Below are 15,399 nucleotides of genomic sequence, written 5' to 3'. Positions count from 1 at the left end.
GCGATGGGCTCGGGCGTGGTGGCGCCGGGCGAGGCCTCGATCATCGCCGGAACCTGGAGCATCAACCAGGTCTTTTCCGAAACCCCGGTGGTGGACGACAGCGTCTTCATGGTTGCCGGGTTCGGGCCGGGCCGCTTCGTCAATATCGAATCCAGCGCCACCTCGGCGGCCAACCTCGGAATGGTATGTGCGCGAACTGGTGGAGCGGGGCGGGCATCACGACGACCCCTTCGGGCTCTGCAACGATCGGCTGGGCTCGGTGACGCCCGCGCGGGACGATCCCTTCTTTCACCCCTTCCTCTACGGATCGGGGCAGGGGGCGGATTACCGGGCCGGTTTCTTCGGGCTGGCGGGCTGGCACGGCGAAGGCCATCTGCTTCGGGCGCTTTTCGAGGGTGTCACCTTCGAGCATCTGCGCCACATCGAAGTCTTGCGTGCAGCCGGGGTCGCGTTCGGCAATGCGGTCCTGTCGGGCGGCGGGTCGCGCAGTCCGCATTGGCCGCAGATCTTCGCGGACGTGCTGGGCGTGCCGATCTCGGTCGCCGAAGCGCGCGAGACCGGCGCGCTTGGTGCGGCGATCGGCGCGGCCCTGGCGACCGGCAGGGTGGGCAGCTACGAAGAAGGCGTGGCGCGGATGACGCGGATCCGCCAGGGCTACGAGCCGCGCATCGAAATGACAGCGCATTACGCCGAGCGATACCGGGCCTACCAGGCGCTTGCCGAGGCGATGCGCTCTTTCTGGCAGAGGCAGCATGCGGCACGGGCCAGTGCCCGACATTGACCGCGAAAGGGAACGATCATGACCGACCCGGCCCGTCCTGACGGGGAATACGATTACATCATCGTCGGCGGCGGCACCGCGGGATGCGTGCTGGCCAACCGTCTGAGCGCCGATCCGAAGACGCGCGTCCTGCTGCTCGAAGCGGGCGGCAGCGACAATTACCACTGGGTGCATATCCCGGTCGGCTATCTCTATTGCATCGGAAATCCGCGCACCGACTGGATGATGAAGACGGCGCCCGAGCCGGGGCTGAACGGGCGCAGCCTTGTCTATCCGCGCGGCAAGGTGCTGGGCGGCTGCTCGTCGGTCAACGGCATGATCTACATGCGCGGGCAGGCGGCGGATTACGATCACTGGCGTCAGCTAGGCAATACCGGCTGGGGTTGGGACGACGTCCTGCCCTATTTCCTGAAATCCGAGGATCATCACGGCGGCGACAGCGCCCTGCATCGCAGCGGCGGGCCCTGGAAGGTTTCGAAACAGCGGCTGAGTTGGGACATTCTCGAAGCGGTGCAGGAGGGTGCCAAGGAATTCGGCATCATGCCGCGCGCCGATTTCAACGATGGCAACAACGAGGGGTCCGGCTTCTTCGAGGTCAACCAGAAGAACGGTGTGCGCTGGAACACGGCGAAGGGGTTCCTGCGCCCGGCCATGAAACGACCGAACCTGCGGGTGCTGACCGGCGCGTGCAGCGACCGGCTGATCATGGAGGGCCGCCGGGTGCAGGGCGTCCGGTATCGCTGCAAGGGGCGGGTCTTCGAGGCGCGCGCCCGCGCCGAGGTCCTGCTGGCGGCAGGGGCGATCAATTCGCCCGTGGTGCTGGAGCTGTCGGGGATCGGACGGCCCGATGTGCTGTCGGCCCATGGCATCGACGTGCTGCACGAGATGCCGGGCGTGGGCGAAAACCTGCAGGATCATCTGCAAATCCGCACGGTGTTCAAGGTTCGCAACGCGCAGACGCTGAACACGATGGCAAACAGCCTTGCCGGGAAGGCCCGGATCGCGCTGCAATACGGGCTGGCGCGGTCGGGTCCGATGTCGATGGCCCCCAGCCAGTTCGGCATGTTCACGCGGTCGGATCCTTCCCGGATCACCCCGGACCTCGAATACCATGTGCAGCCGCTGTCGACGGACCGGCTGGGCGATCCGCTGCACCCCTTTCCGGCGATCACCCTGTCGGTCTGCAACCTGCGACCCGACAGCGTCGGTGCGACTCATATCGCTTCGCCGGACGTCGACAGGCAGTCCGAGATCCGGCTGAACTACCTGTCCGCCGAGAGCGACCGCCGCATCGCGGTCCAGTCCATCCGCCAGGCCCGAAAGATCATGTCGGCGCGTGCCCTGGCGCCCTACCAGCCCGAGGAACTGCTGCCCGGTGCCCCCTGCTCGGACGAGCAGGACCTGCTTCGCGTGGTGGGTGACATTGCCACGACGATTTTCCATCCCGTCGGAACTTGCCGGATGGGCAACGATCCTGATGCGGTTGTCGACCCGGCGCTGCGCGTGCGCGGACTGGAGGGTCTGCGCGTGATCGACGCGTCGATCATGCCCAGGATCGTTTCCGGCAACACCGCTTCTCCGGTGGTCATGATCGCCGAAAAGGCTGCGGACATGATACTGCGGTACGAGCGCTTCTGTCCGGGGTCCGTCCGACCGGTCCTGTCAGAACAGGTCCGCCTGAGGCGGGCAGGGCGGCTCTGCGGGTCCGGTTCCCCCGGTTTCTCTCGGCGCAGGATCGGACCGTGCGCATGGTCCGCGCGGCGCGCCAGGGCCGCTCTGCCCGATCGGACCGGCCTGAAAGGGCGAAGGCGTTTGGCCTTGCGACCGCCCAGGCCGCCGTTCAGATCGCCCGTAACCGGCGATGCGGGGCGCGGCGCTCGGGGCCGGGCAACGTGACAAAGCCACTTGGACTCCCTGCGCTCTGAAGGCATAGAACACGCAACCGCAAGGCCGGGCGTGGCCCGCAGAGGGAGGAAGCACCATGAAGATCCTCGGGCGGCTCGCCGCCGTCATCTGCACGATCAACACCGTGCTCGGGACAATCCTGTCCTGGCTCTCGGTCGGCATCGTGCTTGTCTGCTTCACCGTGGTGGTGCAGCGCTATTTCTTTGCCGTCAGCCACGTCTGGATGCAGGATCTCTACATCTGGCTCAACGGGGCCATGTTCACCGGCGTCGCGGGTTTTGCTCTGCTGCGTGACAACCATGTCCGCGTCGACATCTTCTACCGCCCGGCCTCGCTGCGGAAAAAGGCGGTGATCGACCTGATGGGCGTGCTGCTTTTCCTGATGCCGTCGATGTATGTGGTCTGGATCTATGCGCTGCCCTTCGTGCAGCGGTCCTGGCGCTACGGCGAGGGCTCGGCCAATGTCGGCGGCATGCCCGGCCTTTACGTGCTGAAGACCTTCATCCTGGCCTTCGCCCTGCTGATCGCCCTGCAGGGGCTGGCCATGGTGCTGCGCTCGGTCCTGATGCTGGCGGGCCGCGAAGACCTGGTCCCCGAACGGCTGCGCTATTCCCGCGCCGAAGATCCCACCCACCCCACGGAGGCCGTCTGATGGATCCCGTCCTCATCGGAGAAATCCTCGCCGGCCTGATGTTCTTCGGCATCATCGCCTTCCTGCTGCTGGGCTTCCCGGTGGCCTTCACCCTCGCGGGCACCTCGCTGCTCTTCGGTGCGGTGGGCATGTACTACGGCGTCTTCGACCCCTCGAACTTCGGCTCTCTGCCGAACCGCTACATAGGCTACATGACCAACGAGGTGCTGGTGGCGGTGCCGCTTTTCGTCTTCATGGGGGTGATGCTGGAGCGCTCGCAGATCGCCGAGCAGCTGCTGCTGACCATGGGTAAGCTGTTTGGCAACATGCGCGGCGGCCTGGCGATCTCGGTCGTCATCGTGGGCGCCATGCTGGCCGCCTCGACCGGCGTCGTGGGCGCCACGGTGGTCACCATGGGGCTGATCTCGCTGCCCGCGATGATGCGGGCGGGCTACAAGCCGACGCTGGCGACCGGTGTGATCTGCGCCTCGGGCACGCTGGGCCAGATCATTCCGCCCTCGACGGTGCTGATCTTCATGGGCGACATGCTGTCGGGCATCAACGCTCAGGTGCAGATGGCCAAGGGCAATTTCGCCCCCACCCCGGTGTCCGTGGGCGACCTCTTCGCGGGCGCAATGCTGCCGGGCGTGATGCTGGTGCTGCTTTACATCGGCTGGGTGATCTTCAAGGCGATCACCGACCCCGAAAGCTGCCCCGCCACCCCCGTCCCGCCCGAGGAAAAGGCTCATCTGAAGCGCGAGGTCTTCACCGCGCTGCTGCCGCCGCTGCTGCTGATCCTGGCGGTTCTGGGCTCGATCCTGGGTGGCATCGCCACGCCCACCGAGGCGGCCTCGGTCGGTGCCGTGGGTGCCACGCTGCTGGCCGCCTTCCGCTGGAAGCTGTCGGGCAGGATCCTGCACGAGACGGCGGTGCAGACCGCCACCATCACCAGCATGGTCTTCATCATCCTCTTCGGCGCCGCGGTCTTCTCGGTGGTGTTCCGGATGATGGGCGGCGACAATCTGGTGCATGAGTTCCTGACCGGCCTGCCCGGCGGCCCGCTGATGGCGGTCGCGGTGGTCATGGCGATCATGTTCGTGCTGGGCTTCATCCTCGATACCTTCGAGATCATCTTCATCGTCATCCCGATCACCGCGCCGGTCCTGCTGGCCATGGACATCAGCCCGGTCTGGCTGGGGGTCATGGTGGGGGTGAACCTGCAGACCTCCTTCCTGACGCCGCCCTTCGGCTTCGCGCTGTTCTACCTGCGCGGCGTGGCCCCCGACAGCGTGCCGACCTCGGCCATCTATCGGGGCATCCTGCCCTTCGTGGTGCTGCAGATCCTGGCCATCGCGCTGCTTTTCGCCTTCCCGGGCGTCGTCACCTGGCTGCCCTCGGTGATCGCGGGCTGACGGGGAGGGTTGGCGGAAAAAGCGGGGCGCTGCCCCCGCCCGCCTGCGGCGGGTTCCCCCGGTGAGATGTCTTGCCAAGGGGTGCGGGGCCCTGTTCATCCGCTGGCCTGAAAGCCTCCTGCCAGAGGCCCGGGCGGCCCGGAAGCCCGGCGGAAACGAAAAAGGCCCGGACGACTGTCCGGGCCTTTCGCATCTCTGATGACGGAAAAATCAGAGCGTGAAGTACTGGCTCCGCGCCTGCAGGTAGCCCCGTTCGTTGCCTTCCGAGCGGGTGCGCATCAGGTTCAGCGCGCTGATGAAATGCTCGGTGACCTTCTTGGTCATTTCGTCGCCGCCATCGCGCAGCTCGGCGATCACTTCCATCGCCGCCTTGGCGCCGGCCTCGACGATCTCTTCGGGGAAGGCGCGGACCTGAACGCCGTGGTCGTTGACCAGGGTCTGCAGCGCGCGCGGGTCGTTGGCCATGAAGTCTGCGGTGACGGTGTCGTACTCGGACTGGCAGACCGCGCGCACGATTTCCTGCAGGTCGGCGGGCAGTTCCTGGAACTTCGCCTTGTCGACCACCAGTTCGGTCGCCAGGCCCGGCTCGGTAAAGGAGGGCGTGTAGTAGTTCTTCGCCACCTGGTAGAAGCCAAGCGCGAGGTCGTTGTAGGGGCCGACAAACTCGGCAGCGTCCAGCGCGCCCGATTGCAGCGCCTGGAAGATCTCGCCCGCGGCCAGGTTGGTCACGGTGGCGCCCATCTTCTCCCACACGCGACCGCCGAGGCCGGGGGTGCGGAAGCGCAGGCCCTTCAGGCTGTCGAGGCCGGTCAGTTCGTCGCGGAACCAGCCGCCCGCCTGCACGCCGGTGTTGCCCGACAGGAAGCCCTGAACGCCGAACTGGTCATAGACCTCGTCCCACAGCTCCTGGCCGCCCATGTGCACGACCCAGGCCGCCAGCTCCTGCGAGGTCATGCCGTAGGGCACGCCGGTGAAGAAGTTCAGCGCGGTGGACTTGTTCTGCCAGTAGTATGCGGCCCCGTGGCTCATCTCGGCGGTGCCGTCGATCACGGCATCCAGCGATTGCAGCGGCGGCACCATTTCGCCGGCGGCATAGACCTGCACGGTCAGTCGGCCGCCCGAGGCGGTGGTGATCCGGTCGGCCAGGCGTTGCGCGCCCACACCCAGACCGGGGAAATTCTTGGGCCAGGTGGTGACCATGCGCCAGGTGATGCGCTCCTGGGCAACGGCAGGGCTGGCCAGAGCGGCGGCGCCGGCGCCCGCCAGGGCGCCACGGCGAATGAATGTACGACGGTCCATGTTTACTCCCACGAGGTAGTGATCTTGTGCCTCGGCCAGACTTCCCGGCCCAAGCGTCGGCATCAGTACATTCCCTGCACCCATAGTCCAGTCGGAATGGCGTCGGGGGGTCCTTGTCAGGCTGCCCGGTCCCGGGGGTCGCGAACCGCATCGCCGCATGTCCGGGATCGGATCGGCGGGACGGTCGGGCGCAAGGCCGAACGCGGCTCGTCCTTGCCGCGCGGTCTGACCGGGCAGAGAGGCTGTCGGCGCGTCGGCCTGACCCGGCGGCGGTCTGATCGCGCGTCAGGCGAAGCCGGGGCGCCCGGAGCCGGGGCTTGCGGCGCCCGAGGCGTTTATTGCGGTCGAGGGCTGTGCCGATGCGCGGCCCGGGCCCGATCTGTGCTGGCGCTGTCCGATCCCGGGGCGATCCCGGCTTTGGCCGCTGCGCCGGGCCGGAGTTGGCCGGTGATCCGCACGCGCGGCGGGCCCCTCAGCGGTGGCGCGGAGGCTCCAACCCGGTGGGGAAACTGGCGGAGAGGGGCAGGGCGACCGGCGTGTCGCCCACGCCCCGGGACCGAACAGGGGGGCTTCAGGCCCCCGCGCTTTCGCGTGACCGGCCCGAAGGCCGGTGGACCCATTAGCCGCGGCGCCGGAACAGCCCCTTGAGGACCGACAGGGCCACGGCCATGAAGCTGACGCCCCGGCTCTCGCGCACCGCGCCGCCGGACAGGACCGCGTTGCAGTTGGCCACGAATTCCCCAAGGATGTAGTCCACGAGGCCATTGACCAGTTCGGGGCGGTTGAACTGGCCGAGAACGCCCTCGATGCGAAAGCGAAAGGCCACGTCGACTGTCGATTTCGTGGCCATCTCGCCTTGATTGACCGTGAAGCTCAGTTCGCCCTCGACACCCGACTGGCCGCCGCGATCCTTGCCGCGGCTCGCTGACCTTGCCTTCGCGGGTGGCATCGTCGGCGGCAAAGCGGCCCTCGCCCTCGAAGCGGGCCGAGATCGGGCCGAAGCGCACGCCGACATGACCGGAGAACCGTTCGCCGTCGGTTTCAGACAGGTCTGCGCCGGGCAGGCATCGCGCCACTGCGGGCAGATCGCGGAAATGCGCCCAGACCGCTTCGGGGGGATGGTCCAGCACCACCTTGCGGCGCACGACGGTCCAGCCGTCCTCGACCCGGCTTTCGCCGGACATCGCCGGGGTGACCTCGGCGGTCGTGTCCGGGCGGGCGGTGAAGGGGGCGAAACCGGGTGCCTGGCGTGGTGCCATCGGCGCCGTCGGGCGGGCGGGAATGCCTGCGGCGTCGCGTTCCTCGATCACCTCGCGGATCGCGCCCACAATGCCGACATAGCCGGTGCAGCGGCACAGGTTGCCGGACAGCTCGTTGCGGATGCGAGTCTCATCGGCATTGTCCAGCCGCTCTACGAGGTCGCGGGCGGTGGTCATCATGCCCGGCGTGCAGAAGCCGCATTGCAGCGCGTGGTTGCGCTGGAAGGCATCGCGCAGCCGGTCCATCAACTGGTCGCCCTGCCAGCCTTCCAGGGTATCGACCCGGCTGCCGTCGCAATCGCGGGCGAAGGTCAGGCAGGCGCGGACCGGGCGACCGTCCACCATCACCGTGCAGGCGCCGCAGACCCCCTGTTCACAGGCCAGATGCGTGGCGGTCAGGTTCAGTTCGTCGCGCAGGATCTCGGCCAGTTGGGTGCGCGGGGCGACCCGCACGGCGCTGTCGCTGCCGTTCACGGTCAGGCGGATGTCCAGCGGTTCGGGCACGGTTTGTTGCGTGGCGAGGTCGGTGGTGTGCATGGTCATGCGGGCAGTACCTTTTCGATCGCGCGGCACAGGGCCGTGGTCAGCAGATGCAGCTTCACGTCATCGGCATCGGTCAGTCGGGCGGAAAGCGCGGCGCGCACCGTGTCGCGACCGGGATGCGTGGCACTGGCGGCGATCTCCGCGCCAAGCTCGGTCAGGATCAGCGGCGGGCCGCCGGTGGCCCCGGCGACAAGCCGGATGAAGCCGCTGTCGGGATGGACCACGAGGGCGCCGATGGCATCGGCAAATTCACCCACCTTGCGGCAGACCTTGTCGTAGCCCCAGAGCGCGTCGCGCATCCGGGGGTGGATTTCGATGCCGGTCAGGATGTCCTCGGGGGCCAGAACGGTGCGATAGGCCCCCAGCATGAAGCCCGCGATCGGCACCCGCCGGTCCTTGCCGGTCGCGTCCTGAAGGACCAGCCCCGCATCCAGCGCGGTCAGGCAGCTCAGCCAGTCGGCGGCGGGGTCCGCATGGGCCAGCGACCCGCCGATGGTGCCCTTGTTGCGCACCGCGCGATAGGCGATGCCGCGTGCCACGTGGCGCATCATCGGCGGCAGCGCGATGGCGGCGGCGCCATCCTCGATCCGGGCATGGGTGACGCCCGCCCCGATGACGATACGGTCCCCGGCCTCGCGGATCTCGGACAGTCCGGGCAGGCGCGAGACGCCGACAAGCGCCTCGGGGCGGGCCAGCCTGAGGTTCAGCATGGGGCCAAGCGACTGGCCTCCGGCGAGGATCTTGGCGCCCTGGCCCAGTGCCTTGGCTGCGGCCTCGGCGGTGTCGGCGCGCAGATGCGAGAATGCGACGGGTTTCATTGTGCGGCCTCTTTCCTGGATTGCGCGGCGAAGATCGCCGAAAGGACGCGGTGCGGGGTTGCGGGCACCTGGTTCAGCTCGACCCCGAGCGGGGCCAGGGCATTGTTGATCGCGTTGACAATGGCGCCCGCGGGCGCAATGGCCGCGCCTTCCCCGACGCCCTTGATCCCGTGTCTCGAATAGGGGGACAGGGTTTCGCTGTGCCCCAGCCGGAAATGCGGCAGCTCGGCAGGCCCCGGCATGATGTAGTCGGCCGGGGTCGAGGTCACCGGCTGGCCTGCGCCGTCGTAAAGGGTTTCCTCGAACAGCGCGGTGCCGATCCCCTGCGCCGCGCCGCCATAGGATTGCCCGTCCAGGATCAGCGGGTTCACCCGGCGCCCGCAATCCTCGAAAATGACGTAATCGAGGATCTCGGTGCGGCTCGGTGTCCGGGTCGACCTCGACGATGGCCGCATGGGTGGCATAGGTGAACACGCCGGTGTCGATATCGGGCTTGTAGCCCTCGGTGACTTCCAGCCCGGTGGTTTCGACGGTCTCGGGCAGCAGGTCAGGGCGCAGATACCAGGTGCGGGCGATCTCGGCAAAGCTGACCGAGGCCTGATCGTTCCAGGCGGCGCCGTCGCGCAGGACCACCCCCTCGGGCTGGCATTGCAGCAGATGTGCGGCATGCAGCCGAATGCGGCGCGCCAGTTCCTCGGCGGCCTTGGACACGGCGCCGCCGGCCATCACCATCCCGCGCGAGGCGAAGGCCCCGAAAGAGTTCGGCGTCCGCCCGGTGTCGCCCATCAGCACGCGCACGCGCGAGATGTCGACGTTCAGCCATTCGCAGGCAACCTGCGCGATCGTGGTCTCCAGCCCCTGGCCGAAGGAGTGGTTGCCCGACAGCACCTCGACCGCGCCCGAGGGGTTCAGCTTGACGGTGGCCTGTTCGTATCCCGGCACCACCGACAGCCCCCATGACCCGAAAACCTTGGCCCCATGGGCGGATTGCTCGGTGAAGCTGGCAAAGCCAAGGCCGATGAACCGGCCCTCGGCCGCGGCGGCGCGCTGGCGCTCGCGGAACTGGTCCGCGTCGATCATCCGCGCGGCCTCGCGGGCGGCGGCGGGATAATCGCCGGAGTCGTAGAACTTGCCGGTGATGTTGGTATAGGGCATCGCGCTGCCCTGCACGAGGTTGAGACAGCGCACGTCCAGCGGGTCGCGGTCGACCGCGCGGGCGATGGCATCCATGATCAGCTCGATCACGAAGCAGACCCCGGGGCGCGCCACCCCGCGGTAGGGCGTGAAGGCGGGCTTGTTGGTGGCCACAGAGTAGGTCCGGCAGGCATAGGCCGGAAGGTCGTAGGGGCCGGGCAGGTTGCCACCGGCCTGTGCCGCTTCGAGGCAGGCCGTGAAGGGCCAGACCGAATAGGCGCCGACGTCTACCCAGATATCCGCATCCAGCCCCAGAAGCCGCCCGCTGTCGTCGGCATAGGCGGTGACCTTGTAGCTGTGTTCGCGGGTGTTGGCCCCGGCAGTCAGGTGTTCGCGCCGGTCCTCGGTCCAGCGGATCGGGCGGTCGGTCTTGCGGGCAACCCAGGAGACCGAGAGCTCTTCGGGTTGAAGGACGCATTTGTAGCCGAAGCCGCCGCCCACGTCGGGCGCGATCACCCGAACATTGGCCTGATCCAGCCCGAGGCATTCGGCGATGCCGGTGCGGATCACATGCGGCACCTGGGTCGAGGTATGGACCTGAAGCTGGTCGGCCTTGTGGTCCCAATGCGCCAGCACGCCCTTGCCCTCCATCGGGTTCATCGCCTGGCGGGCGGTTTTGAACTCGCGTTCCAGTACGACGGTCGCCTTGGCCTTGGCCTCGCTCAGGTCGCTGTCATATGCGGTGGTCAGGAAAAGATTGTCGCCCCAGTCCTCGTGCAGCAGCGGCGCGTCGTCCTTAAGCGCGGTCACCACGTCGGTCACCGGACGCAGGGGCGTCAGGTCGACCTCGACGGCTTCGGCGAGGTCTTCGGCCTCGGCGCGGGTGGGGGCGATGCAGATGGCAATGCATTCGCCCACGTAGCGCACCTTGTCGCGGGCCAGCGCCGGGTAATCCGAAAGCTTGTAGCCGGGCAGGGTCGAGACAGTGCGAATAGGCGCCAGGTCGCTCATGTCCTCGGCGGTGAACACGCGGCCTTCCGCGCCCGCAGGCTTGGTGATCCGGCCAAGCGTCGCATGGGCCAGCGGGCTGCGGACGAAGGCCGCCTCCCACAGGCCCGGAAGCTTGATGTCGCCGACGAACTCTGCCTTGCCCTTCAGATGCCGACTGTCCTCTTTGCGCGCCACGCGCGCTCCGATGCCTGTGCCCAATCTCGCCTCCATTCCCTGCTGCGCTAGACCGACGTGTGATAGTTGTGGAAGGTGTGGGTCTAGTACCTTGACAACAATGATCAGTATACCCCTTAATTTGCGTCAGGCAATGAAATTGTTACAAGGGCAGTGCGCCAGCCATCCGGCGTGACGCGCCTGGCCCAGTAGAGAAGGTTAAACCGTGATGAAGAACAACGTGGTGAACGAGCAGGCCGCCATCGAGAACAAGAACGCCGAGAAATACGCGGATCTTTGGGACCGGCCCGGTTATCTCGTGCGGCGTCTGCATCAGATTCACATCGGCCTGTTCACCCAGGCCTGCGAGGGGCTGGACCTGACCGCCGTGCAGTTTGCGGTGCTTTCGGTGCTGTGCTCGGATGCCGAGATGGATCAGCTGTCGATCTCCAAGATCGTCGGCATCGACCGGACCAGCGGCGCTGATGTCATTAAGCGGCTGGTCAATCGCGGTCTTGCCTCGCGGGAGCGGTCCAAGCAGGATCGGCGGGCGCTGATCGTGCATATCACCGAGGCGGGCCGCCGAATGGTACGCGAGGTGCAGCCGCTGATGGAAGATGCCCAGGACCGGATGGTGTCGCCGCTGACTCCCGAGGAGTACAAGGTCTTCATGCGCGCTTTGCGCAAGATGATCGACGCGAATAACGATGCCTCCCGCGCGCCGATGAGCCAGCGGATCTAGACCGCGCGGAAGGCCCGCCGGAATCGGTCGCCATGTTGCCCGGCCCCACCGATTCCGGCTCTGCCGGTTCAGCGTGATGACGATGCGGTTTGCCGCATTGCCGGTGCGACATTCTGGCCGGTTCCTTTTCCTGTCGAGCATTCAATAAGTTGAAAATAAACGATTTATTCCTGAACATGTATTCTTGACACATCGTTCAGTGTACTGCATGTTATTTGTACAGCATACATTGTATCGCAGGTTGAGGAGCCTGCGGCCAAAGGGAGGATACCGAATGAAAAGACGCAATTTCCTGACAGCCACGGCGGCGGCAACCGGGGCCGGCCTGATGGCCGCCCCCTCTGTTTCCCGCGCCCAGGATGTCGTCCGCTGGCGCATGTCGACCAGCTGGCCGAACACCCCGGACGTGATGTACGGCTCTGCCGAACTTCTGTGCGAACGGGTCAAGGAACTGTCCGGCGGTACCGGTTCGAGATCCGGGTCTTCCCGGGCGGCGAGATCGTGCCCGCTCCGCAGAACCTCGAGGCGGTCGGGCAGGGCTCTGTCGAGTGCTGCCACACGCTGGCCTCGTTCCACGTCGACCGCGAGCCGGCGTTTGCCTTCGATGCCGGTATGGCCTTCGGTCTCAATGCCCGCCAGCAGCTGGCCTGGCTGGTGCAGGGCGGCGGTCAGGAACTGCTGCGCAAGCTCTACAGCGACTTCAATGTGGTGAACTTCAACGTCGGCAACACCGGCGTGCAGATGGGCGGCTGGTTCCGCAAGGAGATCAACTCGCTCGAAGACGTCAAGGGCCTGACCATGCGGATCGGCGGTATTGGCGGCAAGGTGCTGTCGAAACTGGGCGCCGTGCCGCAGCAGATCGCCCCCGGCGACATCTATCCGTCGCTGGAGAAGGGCGCGATCGACGCCGCCGAATGGATCGGCCCGCATGACGATTACCGCCTCGGTCTGCACCGGGTCGCGCCCTACTACTATTCGCCGGGCTGGTGGGAAGGCAGTGCCGCGATTACTTGTCTTGTCGGGCAAGAGGCCTGGGCCAACCTGCCTGCCGATCTTCAGGCAGTCTTCGCGACCGCCTGTGCCGAGCAGTCGCGCGACATGCTGGCGCGGTATGACGCGCTGAACCCGATCGCCATCCGCAAGCTGATCGCGGAAGGCGCGAAAGTGGCCTATTTCCCGCGCGAGGTCATGGAAGCGGCCTATGCGGCGGCGCAGGAGGTCTGGCAGGAACTTTCCGACGAAAGCCCGCGCTTCGCCGAGATCTATCCGCAGTGGAAGAAATTCCAGCAGGACGAGGCGGCCTGGTTCCGTATCGCCGAGAACGCCCTGGACGGCTTCACCACCGGCGCCGTGACCCGCAACCAGTAACTCCAGCCAGTTTCGACACGATGATCCGGCGCCGCCGCCCGCGGCGCCGGGGCGCTGCCCCGTGTCCGAAAGGAAGCCAATGACCGCATTACTCCATTTCTCGCGCGCCATTGACGGCATGAGCCTGGTTCTGGGGCGTATCCTGCCCTGGGCCGTCATCATCGCCGTCCTGGTCAGCGCGGGCAACGCGCTGAGCCGCAAGTTTTTTCAGGTCAGCTCGAACGCCTGGCTGGAAGCCCAGCTTTATCTCTTCGGCGTGATCTTTCTGCTGCTGTACCGGATACACGCTTTTGAAAAACGGCCATGTCAGGGTCGATATCCTGGCCTCGAAACTTCCGCGGCGCGTTCAGCTTTGGATCGAGATCCTTGGGGTCGTGTTCCTGATGTTTCCGGCGGTTCTGCTGATCGTCTGGTACGGCATTCCCAATTTTCTGGCGTCTTTCGAAAGCGGTGAAACATCGCCCAATGCCGGGGGGCTTATCCGCTGGCCGGCCAAGCTTCTGGTGCCGCTCGGCTTCGGATTTCTGCTGTTGGCGGGGCTGTCTCACCTGATCAAATGCCTCGGGTTCCTGATGGGCCGGTGCCCGGATCCGATGCAGCCTGCCGGTCCGAGCGAGGAAGAGGAATTGATGCAGGAACTGAAGGCCGAGCTGGACAAGGCCGACGACGAGGGACGGGGCGACAAATGACCGCTTTTCTGATCGAAAACATCGCGCCGATCATGTTCTTCAGCCTGATCGTGCTGATGCTCCTGGGCTTCCCGGTGGCCTTCTCGCTGGCCGCCTGCGGCATCATCTTCGCCTTCGTCGGCATCGAGCTGGGGCTTCTGTCGTCCTCACTGCTTCAGGTCCTGCCGCAGCGCGTCTTCGGCATCATGATGAACGACGTGCTGCTGGCGCTGCCATTCTTCACCTTCATGGGGCTTCTGCTGGAACGCTCCGGCATGGCCGAGGATCTGCTGGAGACGGTCGGCCAGCTTTTCGGGCCGGTCCGCGGCGGGCTGGCTTTCGCGGTGATCGCGGTCGGCGCGCTGCTGGCCGCCACCACCGGCGTGGTGTCGGCCTCGGTGATCTCGATGGGGCTGATCTCGCTGCCGATCATGTTGCGCTACGGCTATGACCGCAGCGTCGCCACCGGCGTGATCGCGGCCTCGGGCACGCTTTCGCAGATCATTCCGCCCTCGCTCACCCTGATCATCCTGGCCGACCAGCTGGGCCGTCCGGTCGGGGACATGTATCAGGGCGCGATCATCCCGGGCCTCGTGCTGACCGGCGCCTACATGCTTTATGTGGCCTACATTGCGCTGTTCCGGCCCCGCAAGACGCCCTCGCTGCCCGCCGAGGTGATGGCCGGGCGCACGGAGAAGGGGCGCTCGGGCGCACTGTCGCTGTTGGTCGCCTTCGCCGTCGGTGGCGTGGCAACCTGGCTCGGCATGTCCCTGCTGGTCGACCCGGAAGCAACGCGCGGCGCGCGGACCGTGCTGGCCCTGTCCGGCTGGAGCCTCGTGGTCTTTGCCATTGCCTGTATCGACCGGCTTCTGTCGTTGAACTTGCTGTCGCAGATCGCGCAGCGCACGATCTTTGCCATGGTTCCGCCGCTGACCCTGATCTTCCTCGTGCTCGGCACGATCTTCATCGGCGTCGCCACCCCGACCGAAGGCGGCGCAATGGGCGCCTTGGGCGCGCTGGTGCTTGCGCTGGCCAAGAAGCGGCTCAGCCTCGCGCGGTTCTACCAGGCGATGGAGGCGACGATGCGCCTGACCAGCTTCGCGATCTTCATCCTGGTGGGTTCCACTGTCTTCGCGCTCACCTTCCGGGCGGTGAATGGCGACCTCTGGGTCGAACACCTGCTGCTGAACCTGCCGGGGGGAGAGCTGGGATTTCTGATCTTCGTGTCGGTCTTCGTTTTCATCGCGGCCTTCTTCCTCGATTTCTTCGAGCTGGCGTTCATCGTCATTCCGCTGATCGGCCCGGTTGCCGAGACCTTCGGGATCGACATGGTCTGGTTCGGCGTCCTGATCGCGGTGAACATGCAGACCTCGTTCATGCATCCGCCCTTCGGCCTTGCGCTGTTCTACCTGCGCTCGGTGGCGCCATCCCGGGATTATGCCGACAAGGTGACCGGCCAGAGTGTCGCCGGGGTGACCACCGGGCAAATCTATCGCGGCTCGATCCCCTTCATCTGTATCCAGCTGGCCATGGTGATCCTGGTGCTGATGTTTCCGCAGATGGTGACGCACTACAAAGCCGCGCATTTCGACGATGTCGATCCGGCCAGTGTCGAGATCAGCGTGGGCGGCGCGGATTACGGATCGGCCAGCCCCTTCGACTGAGCCTCGCGGCC

At 66.4% G+C, this 15,399-nt stretch carries 10 protein-coding genes and 4 pseudogenes; 9 read left to right on the top strand and 5 right to left on the bottom strand.

What is annotated here, in order from left to right; all coding sequences use genetic code 11:
• Window positions 1-187: 187 nt before the first annotated feature.
• The 4 genes and pseudogenes from ABFB10_RS22645 to ABFB10_RS22630 all read left to right on the top strand — a co-directional run bounded on the left by ABFB10_RS22645 (window position 188) and on the right by ABFB10_RS22630 (window position 4,729).
• Window positions 188-781: an FGGY-family carbohydrate kinase gene (locus ABFB10_RS22645; RefSeq protein ID WP_347168623.1), complete on the top strand. Its 594-nt coding sequence runs from the start codon at window positions 188-190 to the stop codon at window positions 779-781.
• An 18-nt stretch (window positions 782-799) separates the two neighbouring features.
• Window positions 800-2,401: pseudogene (locus tag ABFB10_RS22640) on the top strand (GMC family oxidoreductase); the annotation flags it as partial.
• A 361-nt stretch (window positions 2,402-2,762) separates the two neighbouring features.
• Window positions 2,763-3,338 (top strand): TRAP transporter small permease subunit, encoded by a 576-nt coding sequence (locus tag ABFB10_RS22635; RefSeq protein WP_347168462.1) that lies wholly within the window; start codon window positions 2,763-2,765, stop codon window positions 3,336-3,338.
• A complete protein-coding gene (locus ABFB10_RS22630) occupies window positions 3,338-4,729 on the top strand; it encodes a TRAP transporter large permease (RefSeq protein WP_347168461.1) in 1,392 nt (463 codons plus the stop codon). Before ABFB10_RS22635 ends, ABFB10_RS22630 begins: the two co-directional genes overlap by 1 nt.
• A 210-nt stretch (window positions 4,730-4,939) precedes the next feature.
• Here ABFB10_RS22630 and ABFB10_RS22625 read toward each other — a convergent pair whose 3' ends face one another.
• The 5 genes and pseudogenes from ABFB10_RS22625 to ABFB10_RS22605 all read right to left on the bottom strand — a co-directional run.
• On the bottom strand, window positions 4,940-6,028 hold the full coding sequence (locus tag ABFB10_RS22625) for a TRAP transporter substrate-binding protein (protein WP_347168460.1): 1,089 nt from the start codon (window positions 6,026-6,028) through the stop codon (window positions 4,940-4,942).
• Window positions 6,029-6,363: 335 nt separating this feature from the next.
• Window positions 6,364-7,830, bottom strand: coding sequence for a 2Fe-2S iron-sulfur cluster-binding protein (locus ABFB10_RS22620; RefSeq protein WP_347168459.1), 1,467 nt, complete (start codon window positions 7,828-7,830; stop codon window positions 6,364-6,366).
• Window positions 7,827-8,621: pseudogene (locus ABFB10_RS22615) on the bottom strand (FAD binding domain-containing protein); the annotation flags it as partial. The gene ABFB10_RS22620 and the pseudogene ABFB10_RS22615, both read right to left, overlap by 4 nt.
• Before the next feature lie 23 nt (window positions 8,622-8,644).
• Window positions 8,645-9,103: a molybdopterin cofactor-binding domain-containing protein gene (locus ABFB10_RS22610; RefSeq protein ID WP_347168622.1), complete on the bottom strand. Its 459-nt coding sequence runs from the start codon at window positions 9,101-9,103 to the stop codon at window positions 8,645-8,647.
• 22 nt (window positions 9,104-9,125) lie between these two features.
• Window positions 9,126-11,003: pseudogene (locus ABFB10_RS22605) on the bottom strand (xanthine dehydrogenase family protein molybdopterin-binding subunit); the annotation flags it as partial.
• Window positions 11,004-11,175: 172 nt separating this feature from the next.
• Here ABFB10_RS22605 and ABFB10_RS22600 point away from each other — a divergent pair.
• The 5 genes and pseudogenes from ABFB10_RS22600 to ABFB10_RS22580 all read left to right on the top strand — a co-directional run bounded on the left by ABFB10_RS22600 (window position 11,176) and on the right by ABFB10_RS22580 (window position 15,388).
• Complete coding sequence (locus ABFB10_RS22600; RefSeq protein ID WP_347168458.1) at window positions 11,176-11,688, top strand: MarR family winged helix-turn-helix transcriptional regulator; 513 nt, start codon at window positions 11,176-11,178, stop codon at window positions 11,686-11,688.
• Between the two features lie 432 nt (window positions 11,689-12,120).
• On the top strand, window positions 12,121-13,056 hold the full coding sequence (locus ABFB10_RS22595) for a TRAP transporter substrate-binding protein (protein WP_347168457.1): 936 nt from the start codon (window positions 12,121-12,123) through the stop codon (window positions 13,054-13,056).
• Window positions 13,057-13,346: 290 nt separating this feature from the next.
• Window positions 13,347-13,556: pseudogene (locus ABFB10_RS24425) on the top strand (TRAP transporter small permease subunit); the annotation flags it as partial.
• Between the two features lie 3 nt (window positions 13,557-13,559).
• Window positions 13,560-13,745 (top strand): hypothetical protein, encoded by a 186-nt coding sequence (locus ABFB10_RS22585; protein WP_347168455.1) that lies wholly within the window; start codon window positions 13,560-13,562, stop codon window positions 13,743-13,745.
• Complete coding sequence (locus tag ABFB10_RS22580; RefSeq protein ID WP_347168454.1) at window positions 13,742-15,388, top strand: TRAP transporter large permease; 1,647 nt, start codon at window positions 13,742-13,744, stop codon at window positions 15,386-15,388. Before ABFB10_RS22585 ends, ABFB10_RS22580 begins: the two co-directional genes overlap by 4 nt.
• Window positions 15,389-15,399 lie beyond the last annotated feature (11 nt).

It is taken from the genome of Ponticoccus litoralis (genome assembly GCF_039769985.1).
GTDB classification, from domain to species: domain Bacteria; phylum Pseudomonadota; class Alphaproteobacteria; order Rhodobacterales; family Rhodobacteraceae; genus Ponticoccus; species Ponticoccus litoralis.
Note: the sequence above shows the minus strand (reverse complement) of the source record. Positions and strands in the feature narration are given on the sequence as shown.

Bases quoted from the DNA above. Each gene is read 5' to 3' on its own strand.
- ABFB10_RS22600 (WP_347168458.1), top strand. From the start codon at position 11,176: ATGAAGAACAACGTGGTGAACGAGCAGGCCGCCATCGAGAACAAGAAC.
- ABFB10_RS22625 (WP_347168460.1), bottom strand. From the start codon at position 6,028: ATGGACCGTCGTACATTCATTCGCCGTGGCGCCCTGGCGGGCGCCGGC.
- ABFB10_RS22620 (WP_347168459.1), bottom strand. From the start codon at position 7,830: ATGACCATGCACACCACCGACCTCGCCACGCAACAAACCGTGCCCGAA.
- ABFB10_RS22630 (WP_347168461.1), top strand. From the start codon at position 3,338: ATGGATCCCGTCCTCATCGGAGAAATCCTCGCCGGCCTGATGTTCTTC.
- ABFB10_RS22610 (WP_347168622.1), bottom strand. From the start codon at position 9,103: ATGCGGCCATCGTCGAGGTCGACCCGGACACCGAGCCGCACCGAGATC.
- ABFB10_RS22635 (WP_347168462.1), top strand. From the start codon at position 2,763: ATGAAGATCCTCGGGCGGCTCGCCGCCGTCATCTGCACGATCAACACC.
- ABFB10_RS22580 (WP_347168454.1), top strand. From the start codon at position 13,742: ATGACCGCTTTTCTGATCGAAAACATCGCGCCGATCATGTTCTTCAGC.